Genomic DNA, 23,154 nt, shown 5'->3' with positions numbered 1-23,154 from the left:
GCGGCATTATTAAGGCGCCGCGGACCATACTGGCGGGTACAGATGATTGCTAGTCCAGCGGAACCGAAAGCTCCGCAATGCCCCATGCTCATTTGCTCATGCAAATTCGACACAATCTTGCGGCCTGAGAGAAGCCCTTCTTTCGTCGGGGACGTTGTGTCGCAATTTTGGCATACTATGTCTGTGGACGAGCGTAATTGCGACGAAAGACGAACCGTCAGGCGTCAACGATCTTAGGACCGTCCAGGCTCTCCGCATGAAGTGGTTGCGAATCAGCACAGCGTTGACCGGTATCGTGGCCTGCGGCTTCATGCTCGCGCAGGTAGCACCGCATGCCCGCGAGGCCGGCGCGATTCTGGCCGCCCGGGACGATCCCGCCGCGCTGTCCGAGATTAAGCTCGACGCGCTGCTGCGGCACAACGACCGCCTGATTCAGGACAACATCGAGGCCGCGCTCGCATCGGGCGATGCCGATCTCGCCGACAGTTTTGTCGCGTTGGCGCGCGACCGCAACATCGCGCTGCCTGACGACCTCCTGAGCCGTGTCAGCGACGCAGTCAAAGCCGAAAACTCCACCTCGCATTTCGCAAAACGGTTTGCCACCGGTCTCGTCACCGGCAGCGTGGACGATGTTGCGAGCCTGTCGGGAACCGTGGCCGGCGATCTCTTCGTCATCGGCGACATCAGGGACATCGTGCGCGAGGGCAAGCACCTCGCCATGGGCGAGGAGACCGATCGCCTGGTGCTGGGCCTTGCCGCCGCGGGTCTCGCGGTCACGGCCGTGACCTACGTCTCCGTTGGCGGTGCCGCGCCGGTTCGCGCCGGGCTGACGCTGGTGAAGGACGCGCGCAAGGTGGGCCGGCTTGGCGAGGGACTGGCGGCCTGGGCCGGCCGGTCCGCGCGCGAGGTCGTCGATACGCCGATGCTGCAGAACGCGGTTGCATCCGGCTCGGTGCTGCGGCCGGGCCAGACCTTGAGCGCAATCAAGGCAGCGTTCCGCGCCGAGAAGGCTGGCGCGCTGGTTCGGCTTGGCAAGGATGTCACGCGCGTCGTCGAGAAGACCGGCACGCGCGGCGCGATGGATAGCTTGCGCATCGCCGAAGGTCCCAAGGACGTCGCACGCGCGGTGCGGCTCGCGGAAGCGCAGGGCGGCAAGACGCGCGCGATCCTGAAGCTGCTCGGCCGCGGCGCGTTGCTACTGATCGGCGGTGCGTTCAATCTTGCACTCTGGCTGTTCGGTGCAGCCCTGACGCTGTTCGGCCTGTTGTCTTCGATCAAGGCGACCACGGAGCGCCTGACCCAGGCCTGGTGCGATCGCAGACGGGCGCGGCGACTTCGCCAGGCCCGGATCTCCGCCGAAGCCGTTCTGGCAAGCGCTGCCCTCTCGGCCTAAGGTACCTCTTCACCTCAAGATTTGCGGAACTGATGATGCCGAGCTTTCACAACGGCGCCGTTGAAATTGCCTATCTCGACGAAGGCGAGGGCGATCCGATCATCCTGGTGCACGGCTTTGCCTCCAGCAAGAACGTGAACTGGGTCTATCCGACCTGGGTCTCGGAGCTGCGCAAGAACGGCCGCCGCGTCATTGCGCTCGACAATCGCGGCCATGGCGAAAGCGCCAAGCTCTACGAGCCCGCGCAGTACTCGATCCCGACCATGGCCGGCGACGTGCTCGCGCTGATGGATCACCTCGCCATCCCGCAGGCCGATCTCATGGGCTATTCGATGGGCGGACGGATGACGGCCTGGCTCTCCCTCAAGGAGCCGCAGCGCCTGCGTTCGGCAATCCTTGGCGGCATCGGCATCGGCGGCCTGATCGAGGGCACCGGGCCCGGCGAGAACGTCGCGAAGGCGCTGGAAGCGCCCTCGCTCGACGACGTCACCGATCCCGTCGGCCGAACTTTTCGTGCTTTTGCAGACCAAACCCGTTCCGACCGCAAGGCGCTGGCCGCCTGCCTGCGCGGCACGCGCGATCTCATGACGACGGACGAAGCCGCGCGCATCGACGTGCCCGTGCTGATCGCGGTCGGCAGCAGCGACGACGTCGCGGGCTCGGCCAGCGCACTCGGCGCCATCATCCCGGGTTCGGAAGTGCTCGACATCCCGAACCGCGATCACATGCGGGCGGTCGGCGACAAGGTCTACAAGACCGGCGTGCTCGATTTCCTGTCACGCCGCGGCTGAGGTCTCGTCCGCGGCCTCATCGCCGAACGAGCGAAACAGCGCCATCAGGACTGTGAAGGTCGCAACCCACACCATTCGCGCGCCGTAGCGATCATGGGGGCCGGAGATGACGGCGCAGATGAAGGCGTTGCCGAGCAGCGCCAGAGTCACCGTCGCCGCCAGCAGCGTCAGGCCGTCAAGCCGGCGGTTCGCGAGCGCATGCGCGAGCAGCACGACCAGGGCCAGCATCGAGGCCAGTGCAACGGGAACGTGCAGCCAGTTGACGTAGTCGAAATTGACACACCAGTGCTGCTGGCGCGCGGCGCGCATTGGCGCGGCCTGTGAGGGGATATAGCGTTCGATGATGCCGCGGGTGTGCGGGATCCAGCCATTGGTGCCTTCGCCGGTCGCCACATGCAGGAATTGCTGGCCCATCGCTCGCAACGCCGCGCCGGCCTGCCAGGCCGGATAGTCGGCGAGCGAACCCACGACGATGGTGCCCATCTCGTCGTTCATGCCTTCGAAGCGGCCGAGCGTGTTGAACATGCTCTTGCCCCACAGGAATTCGTCGGCGGTCGCCGGCAATTGGTCGCGATAGGGGCAGAGCTTGAGCTTTTCGCGCGGGCAATGGTCATTGAGATAATGCGCAACGATGCCGTCCTGCATCATGCGGCCGAAGGCGACGCCGGTGCCGCCGGGCGTCCATGTCCATTTGCCCGACAATGCATGATTCGCCGACACCAGCATCAGGCCACCGGCGACGACGGTGAGGCTCGCTTGAGCCAATCCGGCGATCAGAAGCCGGCGCCCCAGCAACGGCCGCGCAATCCAGCCGACGGCGCAGAGACCGAGCAGCACGCCGAGCGTGGCGCTGTGGGTCGCGGCGGCAAAGGCGGTGAAGACGAACAGCGAGATTTTTTCGAGCACCGAGGTCCGCTGCCCACCGATGACCAGCAGGAATAGCGACAGCACCGACAGGCCTGCAAAAATGTCGGTGAGCAACATGCTCGCAAGCCAGGGAAGTGCGGTCGACAGGATCAGGAGCAGGCTGATCGCGACGAAGCGGAACGTCTGCATCATCGAGAGCACGCGCAAGGTGAGCTGCAACAGCCACAGCGTCGCCAGCGACTGGACCGCGAGGTTGATCCAGAAACCAGAATTCTCGCCATAGTGCAGATAGATGCCGAACACGGTGGAGCGGCTCGGGACGAGATAGCCCTCGTACCAGCGCGCCAGATAGCCTCCGGTATCCCATTGCAACAGCGGATAGCCGTTCCAGAACGCCGGCGCGATCATCAGGAGCGGCAGGGCGACCGCGGCGAGCCGCAGCCAAAGTGAGCCCACGGCGCCCGCGCGCGCATGATCGGTGGTGATGGTCAAATCCGCTCCGTCCTCACTCGGACCATGCCTGCAATAACGGTTGATGCGGAATTCACCAATAGTTTGACGCCGCCCGGCTTGAATTTGGCGAAACCCTGACCATTTTGAGCCGACCTCGCCGCCTGGGGTGTCGGAGAAACTGTTTTGATTCAACGCGTTGGCATGCCTTGGCGGGACAACGCACTGTTCACTCTCAGGCAAGCCCGTCAGGACTTTGTCGCCTAGACTGTGTTATAGAACCAGCGAAACGAGCCAATTCGAAAGAGCAGATCTCATGGCAGTGCATCAGGTCAATCCGGGAGGAAAGCTCGCAACGCTTGATCCGATCTGGGATCGGATCCGCGGCGAAGCGGAGGACATCGTCCATCGCGAGCCGGAGCTTGCGACCTTCATCTATTCGACGGTGCTGCATCACAGCCGCCTGGAAGATGCGGTGATCCATCGTGTCGCCGACCGGCTCGATCACTCCGCGCTGTCGGGCGATCTCGTGCGCCAGACCTACGACGAGGCGCTGCGCGACGATCCCGATCTCGGCAACGCCTTCCGCGCCGATCTCGTCGCCGTCTACGACCGCGACCCCGCGACCTCGCGCTTCATCGACCCCTTGCTCTATTTCAAGGGCTTTCACGCTATCCAGACCCACCGCCTCGCGCATTGGCTCTATCTGAAGGGCCGCAAGGATTTCGCGTATTATCTGCAGAGCCGGGCGTCTGCGGTATTCCAGACCGACATCAATCCCGCCGCGCGCATCGGCCGCGGCATCTTCCTCGACCACGCCACCGGTTTCGTCTGCGGTGAGACTGCGCTCATCGAGGACGACGTCTCGATCCTGCATGGCGTCACGCTCGGCGGCACCGGCAAGGAGAACGAGGACCGCCATCCGAAAATCCGTCACGGCGTCCTGATCGGCGCCGGCGCGAAGATCCTCGGCAATATCGAGATCGGTCATTGCGCGCGCATCGCGGCGGGCTCGGTCGTGGTCAAACCCGTGCCGCACAACGTGACGGTCGCAGGCGTGCCCGCCAAGGTCGTCGGCGAAGCCGGCTGCGCCGAGCCGTCGCGCACCATGGATCAGATGATCAACGCCATGGGACTCTGAGATGGGACTCTGAGGCGGGACTTCGAGCTTGTCGCAAGGGGCGGATTTTCGCCCCTTTCGTCCCCGAAATTCTTTGGCAATTCATGCTGGCGGTTGGTCGCGTCTCGTCCTAAAACCCGCGCCAACCCAGATTTCGATTGGAGACTTGCCGTGGACGTCAAGGAAGTTAGGAAGCTCGACGCGTATCTGAAGCGCGTATTCGGCAATCCGAAGATTCGCGTCGTGCCGCGGCCGAAGAAGGATGATTCCGCCGAGGTCTATATCGGCGAGGAATTCATCGGCGTGCTCTTCGTCGACGACGAGGACGATGATCGCTCGTTCCAGTTCCAGATGGCGATCCTCGAGGACGATCTCGTCGATCAGGAATAACCGTCGCCACGAGTGTTAAGTTCGCGGCCCGCGCAACTGCGCGGTGAGCCGGTCCATCGCTTCCGCCGCATCGCGCCATTGCGACAGCCAGCTCCGCGGAAAGCGGAAGGTGAGGTCGGCGCCGCCGACGCGGCGTTCGGCGAGGCACATGCCGGGCGTCACCCCATCGCGCGTGCAGCGGGCGGTCAGCGCCGGACTTGCGGCAGAATAGAGATCCTCGCTGCCGTAAGGCGTGTCGGCGCGGAACGTCCGCATCGTCAGCCCGTCCTGGGGCATTGCCGCGGCCTGGTCGAGATAGCGCGGATAGATCGTGGCCGTGCGCTGCTCGGGCGAGAGCGCATCGCGATGCGCGGCGATCGACAGGAAGATGCGGTCGATCGGCTGCATCGCCGCATCCACACTATCGGCGGTGACGTGCTTCGGCGCGCCCGGCGGCTGCAGCGAAGGGTACAGGAAGTCGAGGTCGATCCGCTCCTGCGGCCCGGAGTGGCGCTGGATCTTCATGCGGATCGCGTTGGTCGGCAGGTTGAACAGCGTGCCGCCGACGCTCACCGGCAGCTTGGCCGGGGCGCTCGCGCCGCTCGGGCCCCAAGTTGGCCACAACAAATAGGCGACGAGCGCGACGGCGCACACCGCGGCAATGCCGCCGAGCACGATCGGGACCACGTGGGCCCGGGTGCGCGTCCGGGGGGATTGAGGGGAGATTGCCGAAAACAGTGTCATGACCCGCGCGAATGAGCCGGAAGTCGGCCGACGGCCGACGAATCAGCGGCGAATATGCCACGCGGCGGTGATTTCGCGGAGCGTTCACCGGCTGCAGGGAAGGGAGAGGGGCCTGCGTGGAACGGCCGGCGGCGTTAACCTTCCCTTAAGGATAATGTAGCGTTAACCGGCACTCTTTGTCACAGGAAGGTTCTGGCGTTGCGTAAGGGCGGACCGTTCCGATGACACCTGAAGCTCTCAATACATTCTTCTCGATAGGCATCGGTTTCGCGCTCGCGGGGGCGCTCGTGAGCGGATACCAGACGGTCGCACAGCGGCCCGCCGGCTTCGGTCTGTTGCAGGACGGCGTGGCGCCGAAGACCTTCGCGGCGGTTCCGTTTCTGGTGTTCGCGGCGCCCTTCATCATCATGCGCAACACCTTGCGCGGAAGGCAGCTGGAGAGCCGCCGCGTCGAATTCGTGATGATGGCGACCGTCATCGCCGGCTTCTGGAGCATGATGAGCGGCACCTTCTTCCTGATGACGCTCCGCGCGGCCGGCGTTCTGGTCTGATGCGCGCTGTAGGGCTGCCTGCGCGGCGGCCCTTTGCGTCGAGGCTGCCGTTTCGCTATGGCTGGGGTTGACGCGACAGGAGACCCTCATGGCGATCTACGAGCTCGACGGGCAGGCGCCCGATCTTCCCGCCGACGGCAACTACTTCATCGCGGAGACCGCCACCGTGATCGGCCGCGTGCGCTTGAAGCCAGGCGCGAGCGTCTGGTTCGGCGCGGTGCTGCGCGGCGACAATGAGTGGATCGAGATCGGCGAGGGGTCCAACGTGCAGGACGGCTCGACCTGCCACACCGATCTCGGTTTTCCGCTTCACATCGGCAGGAACTGTACGGTCGGCCACAACGTCATCCTGCACGGCTGCACGATCGAGGAGGGCGCTCTCGTCGGCATGGGCTCCATCGTGATGAACGGCGCCAGGATCGGCCGCAACAGCATCGTTGGCGCCGGCTCCGTCATCACCGAGGGCAAGGAGTTCCCCGAACGGTCCCTGATCATCGGTTCGCCGGCGCGGGTGATCCGCACGCTCGACGACGCCCAGGTGCAGAAGATGGGCAGCGCGGCGAAGTTCTACGTCGCGAACGGCCCGCGCTTCACGAAAGGCTTCAAGCGGATCGGGTGAGCTCAGCTTCCTTCGGACTCACGCGCTTCTAGTGCGCTTGCGACCTTCTCGTGCCCCGCGGACCATAGGGCGTGCTCGTCGCTGCCGTCTTGGTACGGATTGGCTTCCGCCGGAATGTTCTTACACGCCGCGCGTTCGCCTTCTGCAAAAGCATCGCGATCGTTCATCGTGACTGCGCCTTTCTGTTTCCGGAGCAGAAGATCAGCTTGCGCGTGATCGTGCCCGCCTTCCCGGTTTCAAGCTGATGCGACGGCATTTGTTCCGGAACCGGTCATTGCTGCGGCGGTTGACCGGCGAAGGAGAATTTCAATGGCCAGATTGCCCACAACCCGTTCAATCAAGACCGTGATCGTGAGCTTCGCCCTTGCCGCGATGCCGGCCGTATCGTTCGCGCAAGCCACCGGCGGCTCTGCGGGATCGGCCGGAGGTGTGGCCAATTCTCCGGCTCCCGCGCCTGGCACCAACAGTCTGGGTACCGCCCAATCGTCCGGTGCGAATGCACCCGGCGCCACCACCGGGACCGGTGCAGGCGGGAGCAGTGATGCCGCCGTCAACGCCGAGAACCGGCTCCTCGACAAGAAGCTCAAGAGCATCTGCCGCGGCTGCTGATGCTCGCGCGGAAGTGAGGCAGCGTGGCTGTCCCGAATGCCCAGCGGACGCTAGCTTGGTCCTGCTTTGAGCGTGGAGCGTGTCCACGCGGAGGATCGAGTGATGTTACGCAGGATGATGATGGCGGCGCTGGCCGTCGCGGCAATCGGGCTGTCGGCCCCACAGGCGGCCCAGGCGCGGGGCGGTTTCGGCCACGGGGGCGGCGGCTGGGGCCACGGCGGGGGCTGGGGTCACGGCGGCCATTGGCGCGGCGGCGGCTTCTGGCCGGGGATCGCCATCGGGGCGGGTATTGCCGGCGCGGGTTATTACGGCGGCTATTACGGCTACGGCCAACCATATTACGGCAATTCGTATTACTATGGTACCGGCTACGACGATGGCGGCTATGGCGGCTGCTACGTCGTGCGCAAGCGCGTCATGACGCCGTCGGGCTGGCGCATCCGCCCCGTGGATGTTTGCGAATAGGCGGCGGCGCCCGTTAAAAAACAAGGCCGTTGACGCAATATACCGTCAACGACCTTGCCAGCCCCGGACATTGAAATCGGCTCACGCCATCCGGTAACGGCGAGCATCGCTTGGAATCATACGGGCGAATGTGATCCAGTTCACAAGTTCAAAAAATTTAAGGCGGCGGCGCCGGCTGCTCAGCTGCGCGAGCGCTTGCGTGCACTGGCATGGACACGATGCCGTGCAGGTTTCCTGCGGGTAACCGAGGGAGTCTCCGCCTCGGTTGCTCGGGCGCTGGCAAAGGATTGCCGCAGGCCGTCGATGGACTCGTTGAGTGTCGTGACCTGCTCGGACAGACGCTTGGTGTCGGCCTGCTGGAATGCGAGCAAGCGTTTCACACTCTGGAGCTGGTCTTGCACGACCTGGAGCTGGTCAATCGATTCCTGCTGGGTTGCCTCCAGCCCCTTGGTCTTCTCGACCAGCTGCTCGGATGCTTGTGCGGTGCGAGCCTGAAGCTGCCGCGACGCCACCACCCGGTCGGTCTCAGGGGCTGAGCCGGTATAGGCGCGCCAGATCGCGATCGAGGTCACGCCGGCGATCAGCAGCAGGAGCGCGGCGGCGGTCAGCGCGATGGGCTGGGCGCCAAGGCGAAGGAGGGGATGGGACCGTGTGTCCTCTGCGAGATCGATCATCGCTGACAAAACCCAAATTGAAACTTGGTGAGTGGCGAAGACCGGCAACCCTGAGGCCGCCGGGTGTCCCGAAAGCGTTACGTTTCGGCAAGGAATGGGACCAAAAAGAGGCCAAGAGCAAAAAAACCAGCAATCAGGATGCCTTAGGGCATCCGAGCGCCCGTCAGAGGCAGAGATCAGGGCTGAAACGGCGAAAACGGACCAGAATAGGTTTTCGAGCGCGGCGCCGCATAGGGTCCGAGCCGGGAGGTCTTCAGTCCCAGTCGCACCAGTGATTCCGCCAAAGTCACTGCGGCGGCGACGCCGTCGATCACGGGCAGGCCGTGCACGGCGGCGAGTTCATTGGCGAGATCGGCCATGCCGGCGCAACCGAGCACCACGGCCTCTGCACGGTCGTCGCGGATCGCGACTGTGATTTCGGTGGAGATTTTTGCGAGCGCATCGGTGTTGCGCTCCTCCAGCGCGAGCACCGGCACCTCGGCGGCGCGGACGCGGGCGCAGCGTTCGGCGAGGCCGTATTTCCGCAAATTATGCTCGATAGGCACGATGGAGACACCGAGCGTCGTCACCACGGCGAAGCGCGCGGCGATCAGGCTCGCCATGTGGAAGCCGGCCTCGCCAATGCCGATCACGGGTGCCCTTGCCGCGGCGCGCGCGGCGTCGAGGCCCGTGTCGTCGAAGCAGGCGATGATATGCGCATCCGCGCCGTCGCGATCGGCCTCGCGGATGCAGCCGAGCATGCCCGGCACCGCGAACGCCTCGTCGTAAAATCCCTCGATCGAGACCGGGCCCATCGTGGGCTGGCGCGCATCGATCACGGTGTCGGGCAGGGCGACGCTTCGCGCCGCAGCGGCGATCTTCACCGTCATGGCCGCAGTGGTGTTGGGATTGACGACGTGAAGCCGCATCAGATCAGACAAGCCCTTTGCCGGCGTCCGAGCCTTTGGCCGCCTGCCGCTTGTTGAGCATGTGGATGGTGCCAAGCGCAAGCGCGATCACCGTGAACGAGACGGCCGAGATCACGGTGCCGAGCGCATAGATGTCGGGGTTCGTCACGGTGGTGGTGAGGCCCTGGAGATCGAGCGGCAGCGTGTTCACCGCCCCGATCGCCTGGCTGGAACGGGCGAGTTCGTCCCATGACAGCGTGAAGCCGAACAGTCCAATGCCGATCACGGAGGGCAGGATGATCGGCAGCACGACATGACGGAAGGCCTGCCATGGCGTTGCGCCGAGATCGCGCGCGGCTTCCTCGAGCCTGGGATCGAACCGGTTGAAGATCGCGAACATGATGAGGAGGCCGAACGGCAGCGTCCAGGTCAGATGTGCACCCAGGCCCGAGGTGAGCAGGCCCATCGAGGTCTCGAAATTCTCGTTGATGGTGCCCTTGATCAGATCGTCGATGATGCGGAATTCAAGCGAGATGCCGAGCGAGGTGATGATCGAGGGCACGATGAGGCTCGCGATCGCCGAGTAGAACAGGATGCTTTGCGCTTTGAACTTGCGGCGAAACGCCATGCCGGCGGCGACCGACAGCACGACGGTGACGATCATCACGATAATGCCAAGCAGCAGCGAACGGCGAAAGGCCGCGCCGAGATCGACGATGCCGGTGCCCTGGAACAGTTTTGCGATCCAGAAAGTCGACACACCGTTCATCGGGAAGGTGAGGCCGCCCTGCGGTCCCTGGAACGATAGCACGTAGATCGCGATCATCGGGCCGTAGAGAAACAGCGTATAGGCCGCGAAGAAGATCGCGAGCACGTAGAAAGAGCGCGGGCGTCCTTCCTTCATGCTCTAGAGCTCCTTCTTGATGTCGACGATGCGCGACATCATGGTGATGATCAGGAACGTGATGACGAGCAGGATCACGGCGTTGGCCGCCGCTGCCGGGAATTGCAACGCGTTCACCCGCGTCTCGATGATCTTGCCGGCGGCCGCGATCTGCTGCCCGCCCATCACGCCGATGGTGATGAAGTCGCCCATCACGATGGTGATGACGAAGATCGAGCCGATCACGATACCGGGCTTGGCAAGCGGGATGATGACGTTGACCAGCGTCTGGAAGCCGGTCGCCCCGGCGTCATAGGCGGCCTCGATCAGCGATTTGTCGATGCGCACCATCGAGTTGAAGATCGGCACTACCATGAAGAAGGTGAAGAGGTGAACCAGCGCCAGCACCACGGAGAATTCGGAGAACAGCAGCCATTCAACGGGATGGTTGATCAGCCCCGTCTTCACCAAGCCTGAGTTGACCAGGCCATTGCGCCCGAGCAGCGGAATCCAGGCGATCATGCGGATCACGTTGGAGGTCCAGAACGGGATCGTGCAGAGCAGCGATAGTCCCATCTGCCAGGTTTTCGACTTGACGTGAAAGGCGAGGAAGTAGGCGACCCAGAAGCCGATGAAGAGTGTGATGATCCACACGAGGAAGCAGAGCTTCAGCGTCTTCAGATAAGTCTTGGCGATGGTGCAGAGATCGGGGAGCTGCGCGATGCAGCCTTCAAACGTGTCGGTGTAGCCGCGGCCCGAGAAGGCCGGCAGCAACTGGTATTCGTTGTAGTCCCAGAACGAGACGATGACGACGAAGACGAGCGGGATCAGGAAGAAGGCGAGGAACACCAGCATCATCGGCCCGGCCTGGAGCCAGGAGATGAACGAGGGTGACAGCCGCGCCGCTTTGCTGCGGCGCGCCGTCTCCGATCCCCGGACCAGGTCCGGGGATGCCTGTTGCAGGATGTCCTCCGACGTGTCCATCAGATTACGCCGCGATGAACTCGTTCCACTTGCGGACCATGTAGTCGTTTTCGTCCATCACGGCGTTCCAGCACGCGACGCCACCCATGCGGTCCTCGTAGGAACCGCCGTCGCGCACGGCGCCTGCCTTTTCGAGCAGCGAGCCGTCGGGCGCCTTGATGTCCTTCTCGGCCGCCTTGCCTTCCATCCAGTAGGCCCACTCGTAAGGCTCCATATGCGCCTTCGCGGTGGAGAGCACGGCTGAGTAGTAACCCTGGCGGTTGAGATAGGCGCCGGCATAGCCGGACAGGAACCAGTTGACGAACTCATAGGCCCATTCGAGCTTCGCACCCGAGACGCCCTTGGAGACGCAGAAGCCCGAGGCCCAGGAGCGATAGCCTTCCTTGAGCGGCTGGAAGGTGCAGGCAATCCCCATCGAGCGGACCTTCGTCACCGCCGGCGACCACATCGACTGGATGACGGTCTCGCCCGAGGCCATCAGGTTGACGCTCTCGTTGAAGTCTTTCCAGAAGGCGCGGAACTGACCGGCCTTCTTGGCCTCGGTCATCACCTTCATGGTGAGATCGATCTCTTCCTTGGTCATGTTGCCCTTGTCGGCATATTTGTACTTGCCGGAGGCTTCCACGACCATCGCGGCATCCATGATGCCGATCGAGGGGATGTTGAGGATCGAGGCCTTGCCCTTGAATTCGGGATTGAGCAGCTCCGACCACGAACTGATCGGACGCTTGATGATATCGGGGCGGATGCCGAGCGTGTCGGCGTTGTAGACGGTCGGGATCAGGGTGACGAATTCGGTCGCCGACGTCGCGAACTTCTTGGAGTCCTTGCCTTCGAGATAGAGCACCTTCCAAGGCGCAGTGCCCTGGCTGCCGATCTTCTTGCCGCCAGGCGTCTGGCCCTTGGTGAAGACGGGCGTGATGTTGTCGAATTCCTTGATCTTCCTGGCGTCGAGGGCAAGGATGTTGCCTGACGGGACGATCTTCTTCAGCGAAAAATATTCGGTGTCCAGCACGTCGAAGGAATTCGGCTGGGTCATCACGCGCTTGGTGACGTCGTCGGTGGTCGCGGTGATGTATTCGATCTTGATGCCGGTGTCCTTCAGGCACTGCTTGGAGATGTCGTCGCCCTCGTTCACGGCGGTGCCGAGATAGCGCAGCACCTTCGGCTCGGCCGACATGACATAGGGAAAGCCGGTGATGGCGCCGGAGCCGGCGGCAAGTCCGGCGAGACCTGCGGTGCTCTTGAGTAGCGTGCGGCGGCTAAGGCCCTTCTTCCTGGTCGTTTCGGTCATATCAGTCACTCCTCTGTTGCGCATTCCGGTGATTGATCGGCGCTATTGCAGACGTTGCGCCTTGGCGGGATCCCAGGTGGCCAGCACGCGATCGCCCGGCCGGAACTGGTGGACGTCGAAGGCGGCCTCTGGAAGGTGGGAGAACAGGGCGGTCCCGTCTTCGAGCGTGAGCGAGACGGCGATGTAGGAGCCCTGGTACTCGGTCTGGGTCAGCAGCGCCGGCGCGCCGACCGCGCCGTCGGCGATCGGCACGATGCCGAGCTGATCGGCGCGCACGGCGATGAGTTTGCCTGCGTCGCTGAGGACGTTGTGACCGCCAATGAAGCGCGCCACGAATTCGGTGCGGGGATGATGGAAGATATCGCGGGCACTTCCCTGCTGTTCGATCCTGCCCTGGTTCATCACCACGATGTGGTCGGCGAGCGCCATCGCCTCTTCCTGGCCGTGCGTGACCTGAACGAAGCTGATGCCGAGTTCGCGCTGCAGCCGCTTCAATTCGCCCCGCATCTTCACCCGCAGGAACGGATCGAGTGCCGAGAGCGGCTCGTCGAGTAACAGGATCTGCGGCTCGGTGATCAGCGCGCGGGCGAGCGCGACGCGCTGCTGCTGGCCGCCGGAGAGCTGTGCGGGGAGCCGGGCCGCGTAGGGCGTCATCGCCACCAGCTCGAGCAACTCGCCGGCGCGCTTGTGCCGCGTCGCCCGGTCGATGCCGCGCATTTTCAGGGCAAACGCCACGTTGTCGATCACGGTGAGGTGCGGGAACAGCGCGTAGGACTGGAACATCATCGCCGTGCCGCGCTTGGCGGGTTCGAGATCGGTCACGTTCTGCGGACCGAGGATGATGTCGCCCTCGCTGACGGCCTCGTGGCCGGCGATCATGCGCAAGGTCGAGGTCTTGCCGCAGCCGGAGGGGCCGAGCAGGCAACAATAGGTGCCGGCCGGGATCTTCAAATTGACGGTGTCGACCGCCAGCGTCGTGTCGTAGCGCTTGCTGACGGCGACCAGTTCGAGAGCGGCGGGAGTGGCCATGGCGTGTCCGGGGCGAGGGCGATGCTGCGCCTCTCTCCGCAAGGTCCATGCCAATCGCGCTTGAATCGTTCTCGGCCGGCCGAATTCCAAAACAGTGCAGCGGAGTCAGATCGTTAGATCGAATCTCATGGGCGTGGGCGGCTCGTGGCCTTCGCAGTTGCGTGCACACAAAACAGGCGCGGATTGTATAAAGTTTCGCCTGTGATTGGATACAGCTGGTCGATTAGGATTCGACGCCATCTTCGACGATCGAGCCCTCACATTCATGGCTGCCAAGTCCCGACCCAAATCCGACGCGCCAGATGCGAGCGATCGCGTCAGCCGCATCCGGGAAGGCGTGACTGCGGCGATCCTCGAACATCGCCTGCTGCCCGGCACGAAACTCGGCGAGGACGAGATCGGCGAGATCTACGGCGCAAGCCGAACGCTGGTGCGCACCGCGCTTCAACAGCTCGCGCATGAAGGCATCGTCAACATCGAGAAGAACCGCGGCGCCTTCGTCGCGCGGCCGACGCCTGCGGACGCCCGGGAAGTGTTCGAGGCGCGCCGCCTGATCGAGCCGACGATCGTCGATCACGCCGTTGACGCGGTGTCGCCGGCCTGGATCGGGCGTCTGCAGCGGCATCTTGCCGAAGAACGCGAGGCGGAGCTGCGTGGCGATGCGCGTGCTTCGGTCCGCCTCTCCGGCGACTTCCATCGACTCGTCGCCGAGATGAGTGGCCACAGCATCTATCTCGGTTTTCTCAAGGAGCTGATCGCGCGCTCCTCGCTCATCATCCTGCTCTACCGCCGGCACGACACGCCGGCCTGCGGCACCGATCATCACGCCGGGATCGTCGCCGCGATCCGCAAGTGCGACAGGGAAGCAGCGCGCGCGCAGATGTTGTCGCATCTGAACGAGATCGAGGCCGAGCTGTTCCTGAAGGATCCCGCCGCCGACGAGTTGCGGCTGGCGGACGTGCTCGGGGCGTGAGCGCAACGAGGCGTCCGCGCCCCGTTGGGCGCGGCCGCGGCTATTGCGGCTCCAACCCGAGAGTCTTGATCGACTCGAGCCAGACCGGCCCTTCCTTTTCGTAGAGCGCAATCGAGGATGCGCGATCCATGGCCGGCTGGTCGACGCCGAAAGCATCGAGCAGCTTCTGCACGCGCTCCGTCTTGCCGCCTTCGACCATCAGCTTGGCGAGCATGTCGATCCGGTCTGCCGGCATCGCAGCGGGCGCCACCAGCGCGGTAAAGCTGGTGAGCTGGAAGACACTGCCGGTGACCCCTTGTTCGGTAAACGTCCTGGTCTCGGGCAGCTTCTTCATGCGCACCGGTGTCGGCACCGCAATCGGGCGGCCGACGCCGGTGTCGAGCACCGGAAGCGCGGCCTGATAGCTGCCGACCGCCGCCTGGATCACCCCGGCGGCCAAATCCTGCCACATCGGCGCTTCGCCGCGGTAATGCACGATGGAAATGTCGAGACCGAATTGTCGGTTGAGCTCGGCGATCGCAATGTGCGCGAACGAGCCGATCCCGTACGAGCCGGCCGTGACCTTGTTGCCACGGGCGTACGCGACGAACTCTTCGATCGTCTTTGCATTCGTGGCGGAATGGACCACCAGCGGCAGATGCCCCGAAGGCGTCACCGCGACGATCGTGAAATCCTTGTCCGGATCATAGGCCAGCGATTTCAGCAGCAGCCGGTTACCGAGCAAGGTGGACGAGATCGTGTACATCAGCGTGTAACCGTCCGCCGGAGAATCCTTCACCGACTGTGCGGCCAGCGCACCGCTGGCTCCGGTTTTGTTTTCGACAATGACCGGCTGGCCAAGCTTCTGCGAGATGTAGTCGCCATAGGCGCGGGCGAAGGCATCGGTGATGCCGCCTGCCGGTGTGGAGACGACGATCCTGATTGCCCGGGTCGGCCAGGCTTCGGCCCAAGCCGTTTCAGAAGCGGCCATCGTCAGGCATGCAATCGCGGCAGCCCAAATTCTCGCGGATCTCCGCACTTCGGCCTCCCCTTTTCCCTGTGTCATTGGGCAGCCGGCAGCCACCGCAACGAGGTGTCACACGGGCGAGGAGGAGGGTCAAGAAATCAAAATATCGTTTCACTGTGTGAAATGATCATCGCCGACCTGCAGGAGAACCCGGCGCAGCAAGCTTGGCGCCGAGCGCCTCGGCAAGTGCGGAAGCGACCTTCTTCATCGGAGGTACGAAGCGCCGGACGCCGTCCTCCAGGCCGACCGCCTCGCGCAGCATCATCACGTTCATGCTGCCGAACAGACGATTCCGCAAAATCACGGGTACGCCAATCGCCCACACCGCGCCGCCGAAGACGCGGCGGCTGTAGGTCTCGTCCATGACCGCGAAGCCGGCGCCGCGGATCGTGCGCAGCACTTTGGCGAGCCTGCCGGGGTTGCGGGCCAGATCGTTCCAGGGCTCGGGACCGAGGGCAAGCCGCGCGGCAATGCGCTCCTGCTCGGCGGGCTCGCAAAAGGCGAGGTAGGCGCGCCCCATCGAGGTGCCGAGGACAGGAAAGCGAAAACCCGGCGGCCGGCTGAACAGCAGCGATCCATCCACCCGCGTCGTGTGGGCGATGACCATGGATTCCTGGTCGAGCACCGCGATGTCTGACGGCCAGTGGATCTGCTTGCGGAATTTGTTGAGGATGGGTTCGGCGATGCCGCCAATCCAGGTCGGCTCGTCATAGCCTGCGCTGAGCAGCAGAGCCCGTCCGGTCGGCGCGTAGCTGGCCGGCTCGGTACGGTGTACCACATAGCCTTCGTGCTCCAGCGTCTCGAGCATGCGGACGATCGTTGACTTGTTCAGCCCCGTCGCTTTGTGCAGCGAGCCGACGGTCGACTGCCGTTCCTGGTTGATCACCCGCAGGACTTCCAGGCCCCTGGACAACGCGATGACGGGACGGAACGACGTCATGGCAGCTCCTTGTGATTGCGTGTGCCGCTGGCCATGAAGCAACCGCCGGAGAGACAGGGCAGCGCGTTCGACGCCAACGCCTTCACCGATTGCGGGAAGGCTGGAATGAGTCAAGCTCGCTGACGTGTTCATCTCGGTTTCGAGAAGGGCGGGATCCGCGGTCAAACCGATCGCTTGCTGCGCCGGCGGCAATTTAGTTCCTGTGGTCAAGCCGCTCCCAGCCTCGTGTGGACGGTCGGGCGCTGCGGCGTCACGTGACTAGTCCTCGCGAGCCGCACCAGCTATAGGAGGACGCTTCGTCATCGAACTGTCATGAACCTGTAAATGCTGAAGTCAGACGCAACGCCGGTTCGCAAGTTTCCGAGCGCGCGGGATGGGAATCCTGTTGCGAAGGACAACAAGAGAACGCAAGTCATCGCCGGCTTTTTGAGGCAGCGTGAACCCGCCGAGCTCGTCGCGGAACCTGTGATCGTCGAGGGCGCTGTGATTGATCAGACGCCATCGCAGGACGCGGAACCGGCAACGGAACCACTCCCGTCGAGCGGCGCCGCGCCTGCCGCCGGCGAGATCGAACTCAAGCTTCTCGTCGATGCCGATCGCATGGCGCATTTCAATGCCGCCCCCGTCATCGCGGCGAACGCGCGCAACAAGGGCACGCGCAAACATCTCAAGTCCGTCTATTACGACACGCCGGAGCGGACGTTACGTCGCAACGGCTTGAGCTTGCGCGTTCGTCGGAGCGGTGCGCGCTTCGTGCAAACCGTGAAGACCGATGTGGTGGACGATCCGCTCCGCCGCGGTGAGTGGGAGGCGAGCGTACCTTCGCTTGCGCCCGATCTCGCTTTGGCAATGTCTTTCATTCCGGAGAAGCTTCGCGGCCACCTGGAAGCGCAGCCGCTCGAAGCCGTCTTCACCGCCGATGTCCATCGCCATGCGCGGTTGATCGACCTGCCGTCAGGCACGGTCGAGATCGCCTTCGACCGGGGCGAGTTGACGGCCGGCGATCGTTCACTGCCGGTGAGCGAGATCGAGTTGGAACTCAAGAGCGGCAGCGGCAGCACGATCTACGAGATCGCGTTGCGGCTTGCAGAGCACGGCCTCGTGAAGCCCTCCATCCGCTCCAAATCGGCACGCGGCTTCGACCTCGCCGCCGACAGGCCGCCCGCCGCGCGACGTCCGCGAAAACTTCGTCTCGATCCGTCAGTGACACTGGACGAGGCGTTCGCGACCATCCTGCGCTCCTGCTTCCTCCATCTGCTTCAGTCGCTGCCGGCGGCCGAAGACGGTCGCAATCCGGAAGGCGTGCATCAACTTCGCGTCTCGCTGCGCCGGCTTCGATCGGCGCTGGACCTGATGCGGTCGGTCGGCGCGCTCAGCAATCTCGATGCGCTGCGGTCGGAAGCCAGGTGGCTGGCGCAAGACCTCTCCGCCGCGCGCGACTGGGACGTGTTCCGGATCGAGACCTTGCCGACGATCGCAAAGGCCTGTCCGTCGGTCGCGGGCTTCGATGCGTTGGGCCGGGCCGCGGCCGGGCGTCAGTCCGACGCCTATCGCAAGGCGCATGACGCGCTCGAAGATCGCCGCTGCGCCATATTCCTGCTCGGCCTCGGCAGCTGGATCGAGACGCGGGGCTGGCGCAACGACGTCGCCGCTGAGGATCTCGGCCAACTCGCCGAACCCGCCGTCAATTTCGCGCAGCGCATTCTGTCGGAGCAATATGCGAAGGTGCTCAGGCGCGGCCGCCGCTTCAAGTCGCTTTCCGCCGAAGGTCTGCACCGCGTGCGGCTGGCGACCAAGCGGCTGCGCTATCTCAGCGAGTTTCTGCTGCCGCTGTTCGTGGACCGCAAATTCGCGCGAAAATTCTCGCGCAGGCTCGCCGGTTTGCAGGAGCAGCTCGGCGCCTTCAACGACATGGCGGTGACTGCATCATTGCTGGACCGGCTTGGTGCCGAGCCCGAGGGTGCCATCGCTGCGGCGGCGATCGCCGGCTGGCAGGCGCGGGCGTCGATCGGAGTGCAGCCTGCCTTGCAAAGCACGTGGCGCGATTTCACCGCCGCGCGCGTGCCCTGGTCGCGGCAGACGCCGCAGGACTGAGCGAAGTACATCCTTGAAAAGTTGCGGCCAGCCATTGGGGGATGGCTGGCCGCGCGCGAACCGGTCTGGGACGGGGAGGGGTGGGGATGTGACCGGGTCGCGTATCTCTTTCGTTTGTCTCTACTGATCTCTCGCGCTGGCGGTGGAGACCGCCGGCTTGGTGTCGCCGAGCGAGACCCAGACGTTGGGATCGCTCTGCGACTGGCGCTTGACGAAGCGATAGCCGGTCTCCGTCCAGGCAACGACGTTCTCGTTCTGATTGTCGAGAACGAACTCGCCCTTGTCGGTCTTCACCGTCAGCACCGCGTGTCCTTCGCCCTTCTTGTCACGCACGACGGTGATGAGCAGGGCCTCGCGCGGCCATCCGGCATCGATCAGCATCTTGCGCTTCAACAGCACGTAGTCTTCACAGTCGCCGTAACCGTCGGACGGCAGCGACCACTTTTCGATCACGCCCCAGTGCTCCTGGTCGGTCAAAGGCTTGACGGTCTCGTTGACCCAGCGATTGACCTTGACGAGGTCGCGCCATGCAGCCTGCGACATCACGATGTCGCGCGCTTGCGTCGGTGCGCCCTGGCACTGAGCGGCATTATCCGCACAGAACTCGACCCAGCCGATCGGCGCACGCGTGGTGTCGCCGAGGCTTGCGTAGAGCAGACGGCCTTCGCCGGCCTGCGCTGCCGCGCTCATTCCGAAGAGCATGGCGGCCAGCGCCATTCCCTTCCCCTGTCCCCTGAAATCAAACATTGCGGCCCCCGTTTCTTGTTGGGACCACATTGCGCAGGGAGCTTTTGAGTTGCCGCTAAGTCAGCCAAGTCAAGTCGAGACGAATGCAAGTAAAACACGCGGCAAATTCGATCTATACTTGAGTCAAACTTGAATAAAATTCGATATGACTGCAATTGATTCAAATTTTATCGATTAACGCGGAAACGTTGGCGGAACCGTTGTTTGCACGCACCCGCAGCCTCCGCGTTAACCCGCGCGAGGCCGGTCACGACCCATGAAAAAGGCGGCGTCCGCATCGCGGAGGCCGCCTTCAGGGCTGGAAATGCAGTGGTTTTGGTGTCTTAGCGCTTTACCGCGCGGTAACGCTCTCTTCGAGAGTTTCAATCGGCTGCGAATGCATGAACTCGAGCGCGAAGCCGTCTTCGAGGTTTCGGACCACGCGACCCTGCACCCGGCCGAGCAGAACCGTCGATTTCAGCGGGGGGCGGTTCTCGGCGGCGATGGCCGCGCCCGACAGCGAGAGGTCGATGATGCGGCAGGTCATCTTGGTGCCGTCCTCGAGCGTCAGCACCGCGATCGGGTTGCGCGGCACGATACGATCGTGGCGGCGGTCTTCCGGCAAATTGAGGATGTCGCGGTTGGCGAGCCAGGTCAGCTGTGCCGCGAGCTTGTCGCGCTTTCGCGGCGTGGCGCCGACCGTCATGGCGAAGCCATTGTCGATGATGCGGGTGATCTTGCCCTCGACGCGGCCGATATGGTCGAGATAGGCGACCACGCGGTCGCCGACATTGCCGATGCCGGGGGCCAGCAGCGCCAGCCCGCCCGGCGACATGTTGATCACCTGGCAGGGAAATTCACGGCGGTCCGGCAGCATGTAGCGGCCGAGCAGGTGAACTTTCACCCGCTGGAAACGCCGACGTTCCTCGGCGGCCGGAAGAAATTTTTTGTGCGCCAACGCCATTTTCACAACCCGACCCCCCGCCTGGCGGAGTCCGGGACGACCCTAAGGTGCACAGGGTTAATGCCCCGTTAGGATCGGGCGCGGCGAAGACGAACAGACACAATGCGTTCGAAAAGCCACATCAGTGGCGGGCAGGCCAGCACCGTCAGCGCGCCGAGGTCGAGCGCGACCGCGGCAGTGCCGGCCGATTTGGCGAGCCGGCCCGCCACCGCCGGCCCCAGCATCATCGCGGCATAGAAGAGAGTGTAGAACACGCCCATCCCGATCGCCCTGGTTTCCGGCACGAGCACGCGGGCGGTCAGGCTCATGATCGGCCCGGCCGGATGGCCGCCGATCAGGCCGATCAGGACCAGGATCGTGATCACAGCGTCGGATCGGGTCAGCCAGGCCAGCAGCCCGGCCACCACCAGGCTGGCCGCGATCGCCAGCACGAAGGGGCGCTTGAAGCGATCGGCGAGATAGCCGCCTGCCGGCACCGAGATCACCGACAGCCACATCACGACGCTGATCGCCGATCCCGCCGCGGCAATGCTCCAGCCGCGCTCGGCGAGCAGCGAGGGGCCGAACGAGAAGATCATGGCGAAGCCGACATTATAGAGGCCCCAGATCGCGCCCGCGACGATCACCGCCAGGAGCGCGAGCGGATCAAGCCGCCCGGAGCCGGCCGCGCTGGCGCTTGCTCCGGGCGGCGATTGGTAGAACGTGATCAGCACAATGCCGATCGCGGTCAGCGCGCCGGCCACGAGGAACACGGCGCCCGCGCCATAGGCGGTGCCGATCGCCGGCAGCACCACCAGCGAGATCGCAACGCCCGCCGGCCAGGAGTTGACGAAGATCGCCATCGCGGTGGCGATCTCCTTCCCCGCAAACCAGTCGGTGCCCATCTTGGTGAGCTGAACGGTCAGCAGCACGCCGCCGGCGCCGGAGGCGAGCCGGCCCGTCATCTGCCAGCCCCAGACGTCGGTAGTGGCCATGACGAGGCTGCCCGCCGTCATCAGCAGCAGCGCCAGGATCGTGGTGGGCTTGTCGCCGAGGGTCCGGCCGATCGCGCCGCCCGGCAGCGCCAGCACGATGCCCGGTGTGAAATAGAGGCCGATCAGGATGCCGATATCGGCGAGCCCGACACCGAAGCTCTGCTGCAGCAGCGGCGCGACCGCGGCCACGCTCTGGAACTGGAACGCGATGGTGAGGCGAACGACGAACAGGATCGCAAGTATGCCCCAGCGATTGCGCAACGCTTCATCTCCCCAAACCCTGTATCAAGCGTGCGGTGGGGAGACGCCGGAGTCAACCGGCCGTCTTCCTCGTCGCGCGCCCATAGAGAAGACATAGCAGCGCCAGCAGCACTGCGGCCGAGAGCCCGAGCGACCAGTGAATGCCGATCGCCGCACCGAACAATCCGACTGTGATGCCGCTGAACGCTCGCATCCCGAGCCCGGCCATGTTGTAGAGGCCGACGACGCGGCCGCGAATGTCGGACGGCGCGTTCAACTGCACCAGCGCCTGCGCCATGGTGTTGAACGACAGCTCGAAGAAGCCTGCAAAGAACAACAGCACGATCGCGACCGGATAGATCCGCACCGAGGCGAAGCCGAGCAGCGCCACGCTCCACAGCATGGCGAGCATGATCGCGGTGCGCGGCGTGCCCTTGAGCCGTCCCCAGGATTCCAGCGCGATGCCGGCGAGCAGCGCGCCGGCGGCATCAGCCGCGAGCAGCACGCTATAGGAGATTCCAGGATCGCCATGGCCGAGATCGCCGGCAAAGCCCGGCATCTGCGCGTGATAGGCATTGCCGATCATGAAGGAGGTGAGGCCGGCAAGCCACGTCATCGCTGTCAGCACCGGCTGGGTGCCGATGGCGCGGATGGTCAGCATGATGTCGGCAAGGCCGCGCACGGCGAAGCGCCGCACGGCCACGCTGTTGTCGCGCACCGGCGCCCAGAACAGCCACAGCAGCATCGGTAGGTAGAACAGCGTGTTGAAGATGATGCCATGCGAGGTGCCGAGCGTCAGCATGATGATGCCGCCGACGGCGGGTCCGACCAGAATGCCGAGATAGCGCGCCATCGCATTCAGCCGCACCGCGCTCGGAAGATCGGCGGGGCCGACGAGATCATAGAGCAGCAGCTGGTTCGGCGTCTGCCACAACACGCCGGCGGAACCATGGATCACCAGCAGCAGCATGGCGTGCCACATCTCGATCGTGTCGGTGATGAAGAAGAACCCCCATCCAGCCGAGGCAACGATGAACAGCAACATGCCGCATTGAATGATGCGGCGCGGATCGACCCGGTCGGCGAGCCCGCCAACCGCGACCGAGAACAGCAGGAACGGCAGCCAGTGCGACAGCACCGCAAAGCCCGCCAGCGCCGGCGAATGGAATTTCTGGAACACCACCCAATAGCTGATCACGTGCTCGATATTATCGGCCATCATCGCCAGTATGTAGGCGATGAACTGGAGCCGGTACGGCACCGACTTCATCGCTGCGAACGAGCCGGAAGCGACCACGGGATTTTGGGGGAGGGGGTTCAAGAGGGCACCTGGGTGGGACTCGTCGGGAGTTACACGTTCGCCGGCGGCCGCTCAAGACACTTGGGCGTGCTTGGACATCAGCCATGCGCTGCTGCCCCAAGCTCCACCGTCATCCTGAGGTGCGAGCCTTGCGATGCGTGTTCGCATCGCAAGGTGAAGCCTCGAAGGATGGGCTACAGGCGGGCGC

25 protein-coding genes are annotated in these 23,154 nt (G+C 64.2%); 11 read left to right on the top strand and 14 right to left on the bottom strand.

The features are described from left to right. Positions 1–256 precede the first annotated feature (256 nt). Both ABIB66_RS17250 and ABIB66_RS17245 read left to right on the top strand, forming a co-directional pair. A complete protein-coding gene (locus ABIB66_RS17250; RefSeq protein WP_354208586.1) occupies positions 257–1,393 on the top strand; it encodes a hypothetical protein in 1,137 nt (378 codons plus the stop codon). A gap of 35 nt (positions 1,394–1,428) precedes the next feature. After that, a complete protein-coding gene (locus ABIB66_RS17245) occupies positions 1,429–2,184 on the top strand; it encodes an alpha/beta fold hydrolase (RefSeq protein WP_354208587.1) in 756 nt (251 codons plus the stop codon). Here ABIB66_RS17245 and ABIB66_RS17240 read toward each other — a convergent pair. Next, the gene (locus ABIB66_RS17240; protein ID WP_354255066.1) at positions 2,170–3,543 is read right to left on the bottom strand and encodes a hypothetical protein; all 1,374 of its coding nucleotides are present in this window, start codon (positions 3,541–3,543) and stop codon (positions 2,170–2,172) included. The two genes, ABIB66_RS17245 and ABIB66_RS17240, sit on opposite strands and share 15 nt — an antisense overlap. Positions 3,544–3,817: 274 nt before the next feature. On the opposite strand from ABIB66_RS17240, the gene cysE reads away from it, so the two are divergent. Continuing rightward, positions 3,818–4,642, top strand: coding sequence for a serine O-acetyltransferase (cysE, locus tag ABIB66_RS17235; RefSeq protein WP_007602549.1), 825 nt, complete (start codon positions 3,818–3,820; stop codon positions 4,640–4,642). 150 nt (positions 4,643–4,792) lie between these two features. Beyond that, a complete protein-coding gene (locus ABIB66_RS17230) occupies positions 4,793–5,011 on the top strand; it encodes a DUF3126 family protein (protein ID WP_007602550.1) in 219 nt (72 codons plus the stop codon). 15 nt (positions 5,012–5,026) lie between these two features. Here the strand turns inward: ABIB66_RS17230 and ABIB66_RS17225 are convergent, their stop codons facing one another. After that, positions 5,027–5,734, bottom strand: a complete 708-nt coding sequence (locus tag ABIB66_RS17225; RefSeq protein ID WP_354208589.1) for a hypothetical protein — start codon at positions 5,732–5,734, stop codon at positions 5,027–5,029. 221 nt (positions 5,735–5,955) lie between these two features. Here ABIB66_RS17225 and ABIB66_RS17220 point away from each other — a divergent pair, with 221 nt between their 5' ends. The 5 genes from ABIB66_RS17220 (at position 5,956) to ABIB66_RS17200 (ending at position 7,978) form a co-directional block, all read left to right on the top strand. Continuing rightward, entirely contained in the window at positions 5,956–6,285 is a 330-nt protein-coding gene (locus tag ABIB66_RS17220; RefSeq protein WP_007611845.1) for a DUF6949 family protein, read from the top strand. Positions 6,286–6,373: 88 nt separating this feature from the next. Further along, positions 6,374–6,904 (top strand): gamma carbonic anhydrase family protein, encoded by a 531-nt coding sequence (locus tag ABIB66_RS17215; protein ID WP_354208590.1) that lies wholly within the window; start codon positions 6,374–6,376, stop codon positions 6,902–6,904. 71 nt (positions 6,905–6,975) lie between these two features. Beyond that, positions 6,976–7,149 (top strand): hypothetical protein, encoded by a 174-nt coding sequence (locus ABIB66_RS17210; RefSeq protein WP_354255084.1) that lies wholly within the window; start codon positions 6,976–6,978, stop codon positions 7,147–7,149. A 64-nt stretch (positions 7,150–7,213) separates the two neighbouring features. Continuing rightward, on the top strand, positions 7,214–7,513 hold the full coding sequence (locus tag ABIB66_RS17205; protein ID WP_354208592.1) for a hypothetical protein: 300 nt from the start codon (positions 7,214–7,216) through the stop codon (positions 7,511–7,513). A gap of 102 nt (positions 7,514–7,615) precedes the next feature. Continuing rightward, positions 7,616–7,978, top strand: coding sequence for a hypothetical protein (locus ABIB66_RS17200; protein ID WP_354255065.1), 363 nt, complete (start codon positions 7,616–7,618; stop codon positions 7,976–7,978). 179 nt (positions 7,979–8,157) lie between these two features. Here ABIB66_RS17200 and ABIB66_RS17195 read toward each other — a convergent pair whose 3' ends face one another. The 6 genes from ABIB66_RS17195 to ABIB66_RS17170 form a co-directional block, all read right to left on the bottom strand. Continuing rightward, positions 8,158–8,652: a hypothetical protein gene (locus ABIB66_RS17195; RefSeq protein ID WP_354208593.1), complete on the bottom strand. Its 495-nt coding sequence runs from the start codon at positions 8,650–8,652 to the stop codon at positions 8,158–8,160. Positions 8,653–8,828: 176 nt separating this feature from the next. Beyond that, a complete protein-coding gene (locus ABIB66_RS17190; protein WP_354208675.1) occupies positions 8,829–9,560 on the bottom strand; it encodes an aspartate/glutamate racemase family protein in 732 nt (243 codons plus the stop codon). Between the two features lie 4 nt (positions 9,561–9,564). Continuing rightward, positions 9,565–10,443: an ABC transporter permease gene (locus ABIB66_RS17185; protein WP_354208594.1), complete on the bottom strand. Its 879-nt coding sequence runs from the start codon at positions 10,441–10,443 to the stop codon at positions 9,565–9,567. 3 nt (positions 10,444–10,446) lie between these two features. Further along, positions 10,447–11,406, bottom strand: coding sequence for an ABC transporter permease (locus ABIB66_RS17180; protein WP_275174672.1), 960 nt, complete (start codon positions 11,404–11,406; stop codon positions 10,447–10,449). 4 nt (positions 11,407–11,410) lie between these two features. Next, positions 11,411–12,700, bottom strand: a complete 1,290-nt coding sequence (locus tag ABIB66_RS17175) for an ABC transporter substrate-binding protein (protein ID WP_275174673.1) — start codon at positions 12,698–12,700, stop codon at positions 11,411–11,413. A gap of 42 nt (positions 12,701–12,742) precedes the next feature. Then, on the bottom strand, positions 12,743–13,729 hold the full coding sequence (locus ABIB66_RS17170) for an ABC transporter ATP-binding protein (protein WP_275174674.1): 987 nt from the start codon (positions 13,727–13,729) through the stop codon (positions 12,743–12,745). A 265-nt stretch (positions 13,730–13,994) separates the two neighbouring features. Between ABIB66_RS17170 and ABIB66_RS17165 the strand changes: the two genes are divergently transcribed. Then, positions 13,995–14,702, top strand: a complete 708-nt coding sequence (locus ABIB66_RS17165; protein ID WP_354208596.1) for a GntR family transcriptional regulator — start codon at positions 13,995–13,997, stop codon at positions 14,700–14,702. Between the two features lie 40 nt (positions 14,703–14,742). Here the strand turns inward: ABIB66_RS17165 and ABIB66_RS17160 are convergent, their stop codons facing one another. Further along, on the bottom strand, positions 14,743–15,672 hold the full coding sequence (locus ABIB66_RS17160) for a Bug family tripartite tricarboxylate transporter substrate binding protein (RefSeq protein ID WP_354255064.1): 930 nt from the start codon (positions 15,670–15,672) through the stop codon (positions 14,743–14,745). A gap of 163 nt (positions 15,673–15,835) precedes the next feature. Beyond that, positions 15,836–16,840, bottom strand: coding sequence for a helix-turn-helix domain-containing protein (locus tag ABIB66_RS17155; protein ID WP_354255063.1), 1,005 nt, complete (start codon positions 16,838–16,840; stop codon positions 15,836–15,838). Positions 16,841–16,972: 132 nt separating this feature from the next. Between ABIB66_RS17155 and ABIB66_RS17150 the strand changes: the two genes are divergently transcribed. Continuing rightward, on the top strand, positions 16,973–18,742 hold the full coding sequence (locus tag ABIB66_RS17150; protein WP_354255062.1) for a CYTH and CHAD domain-containing protein: 1,770 nt from the start codon (positions 16,973–16,975) through the stop codon (positions 18,740–18,742). 120 nt (positions 18,743–18,862) lie between these two features. On the opposite strand, the gene ABIB66_RS17145 is transcribed toward ABIB66_RS17150, so the two are convergent. The 4 genes from ABIB66_RS17145 to ABIB66_RS17130 form a co-directional block, all read right to left on the bottom strand. Further along, positions 18,863–19,489, bottom strand: coding sequence for a transglutaminase-like cysteine peptidase (locus ABIB66_RS17145; protein WP_027518711.1), 627 nt, complete (start codon positions 19,487–19,489; stop codon positions 18,863–18,865). A gap of 331 nt (positions 19,490–19,820) precedes the next feature. After that, entirely contained in the window at positions 19,821–20,432 is a 612-nt protein-coding gene (locus ABIB66_RS17140) for a PilZ domain-containing protein (RefSeq protein ID WP_007602573.1), read from the bottom strand. Positions 20,433–20,500: 68 nt separating this feature from the next. After that, entirely contained in the window at positions 20,501–21,667 is a 1,167-nt protein-coding gene (locus ABIB66_RS17135) for an MFS transporter (RefSeq protein ID WP_354255061.1), read from the bottom strand. 52 nt (positions 21,668–21,719) lie between these two features. Continuing rightward, on the bottom strand, positions 21,720–22,967 hold the full coding sequence (locus ABIB66_RS17130) for an MFS transporter (RefSeq protein ID WP_354208600.1): 1,248 nt from the start codon (positions 22,965–22,967) through the stop codon (positions 21,720–21,722). Positions 22,968–23,154 lie beyond the last annotated feature (187 nt).

The organism is Bradyrhizobium sp. F1.13.3 (assembly GCF_040548265.1).
In the GTDB taxonomy this organism is placed as follows: domain Bacteria; phylum Pseudomonadota; class Alphaproteobacteria; order Rhizobiales; family Xanthobacteraceae; genus Bradyrhizobium.
Note: the sequence above shows the minus strand (reverse complement) of the source record. Positions and strands in the feature narration are given on the sequence as shown.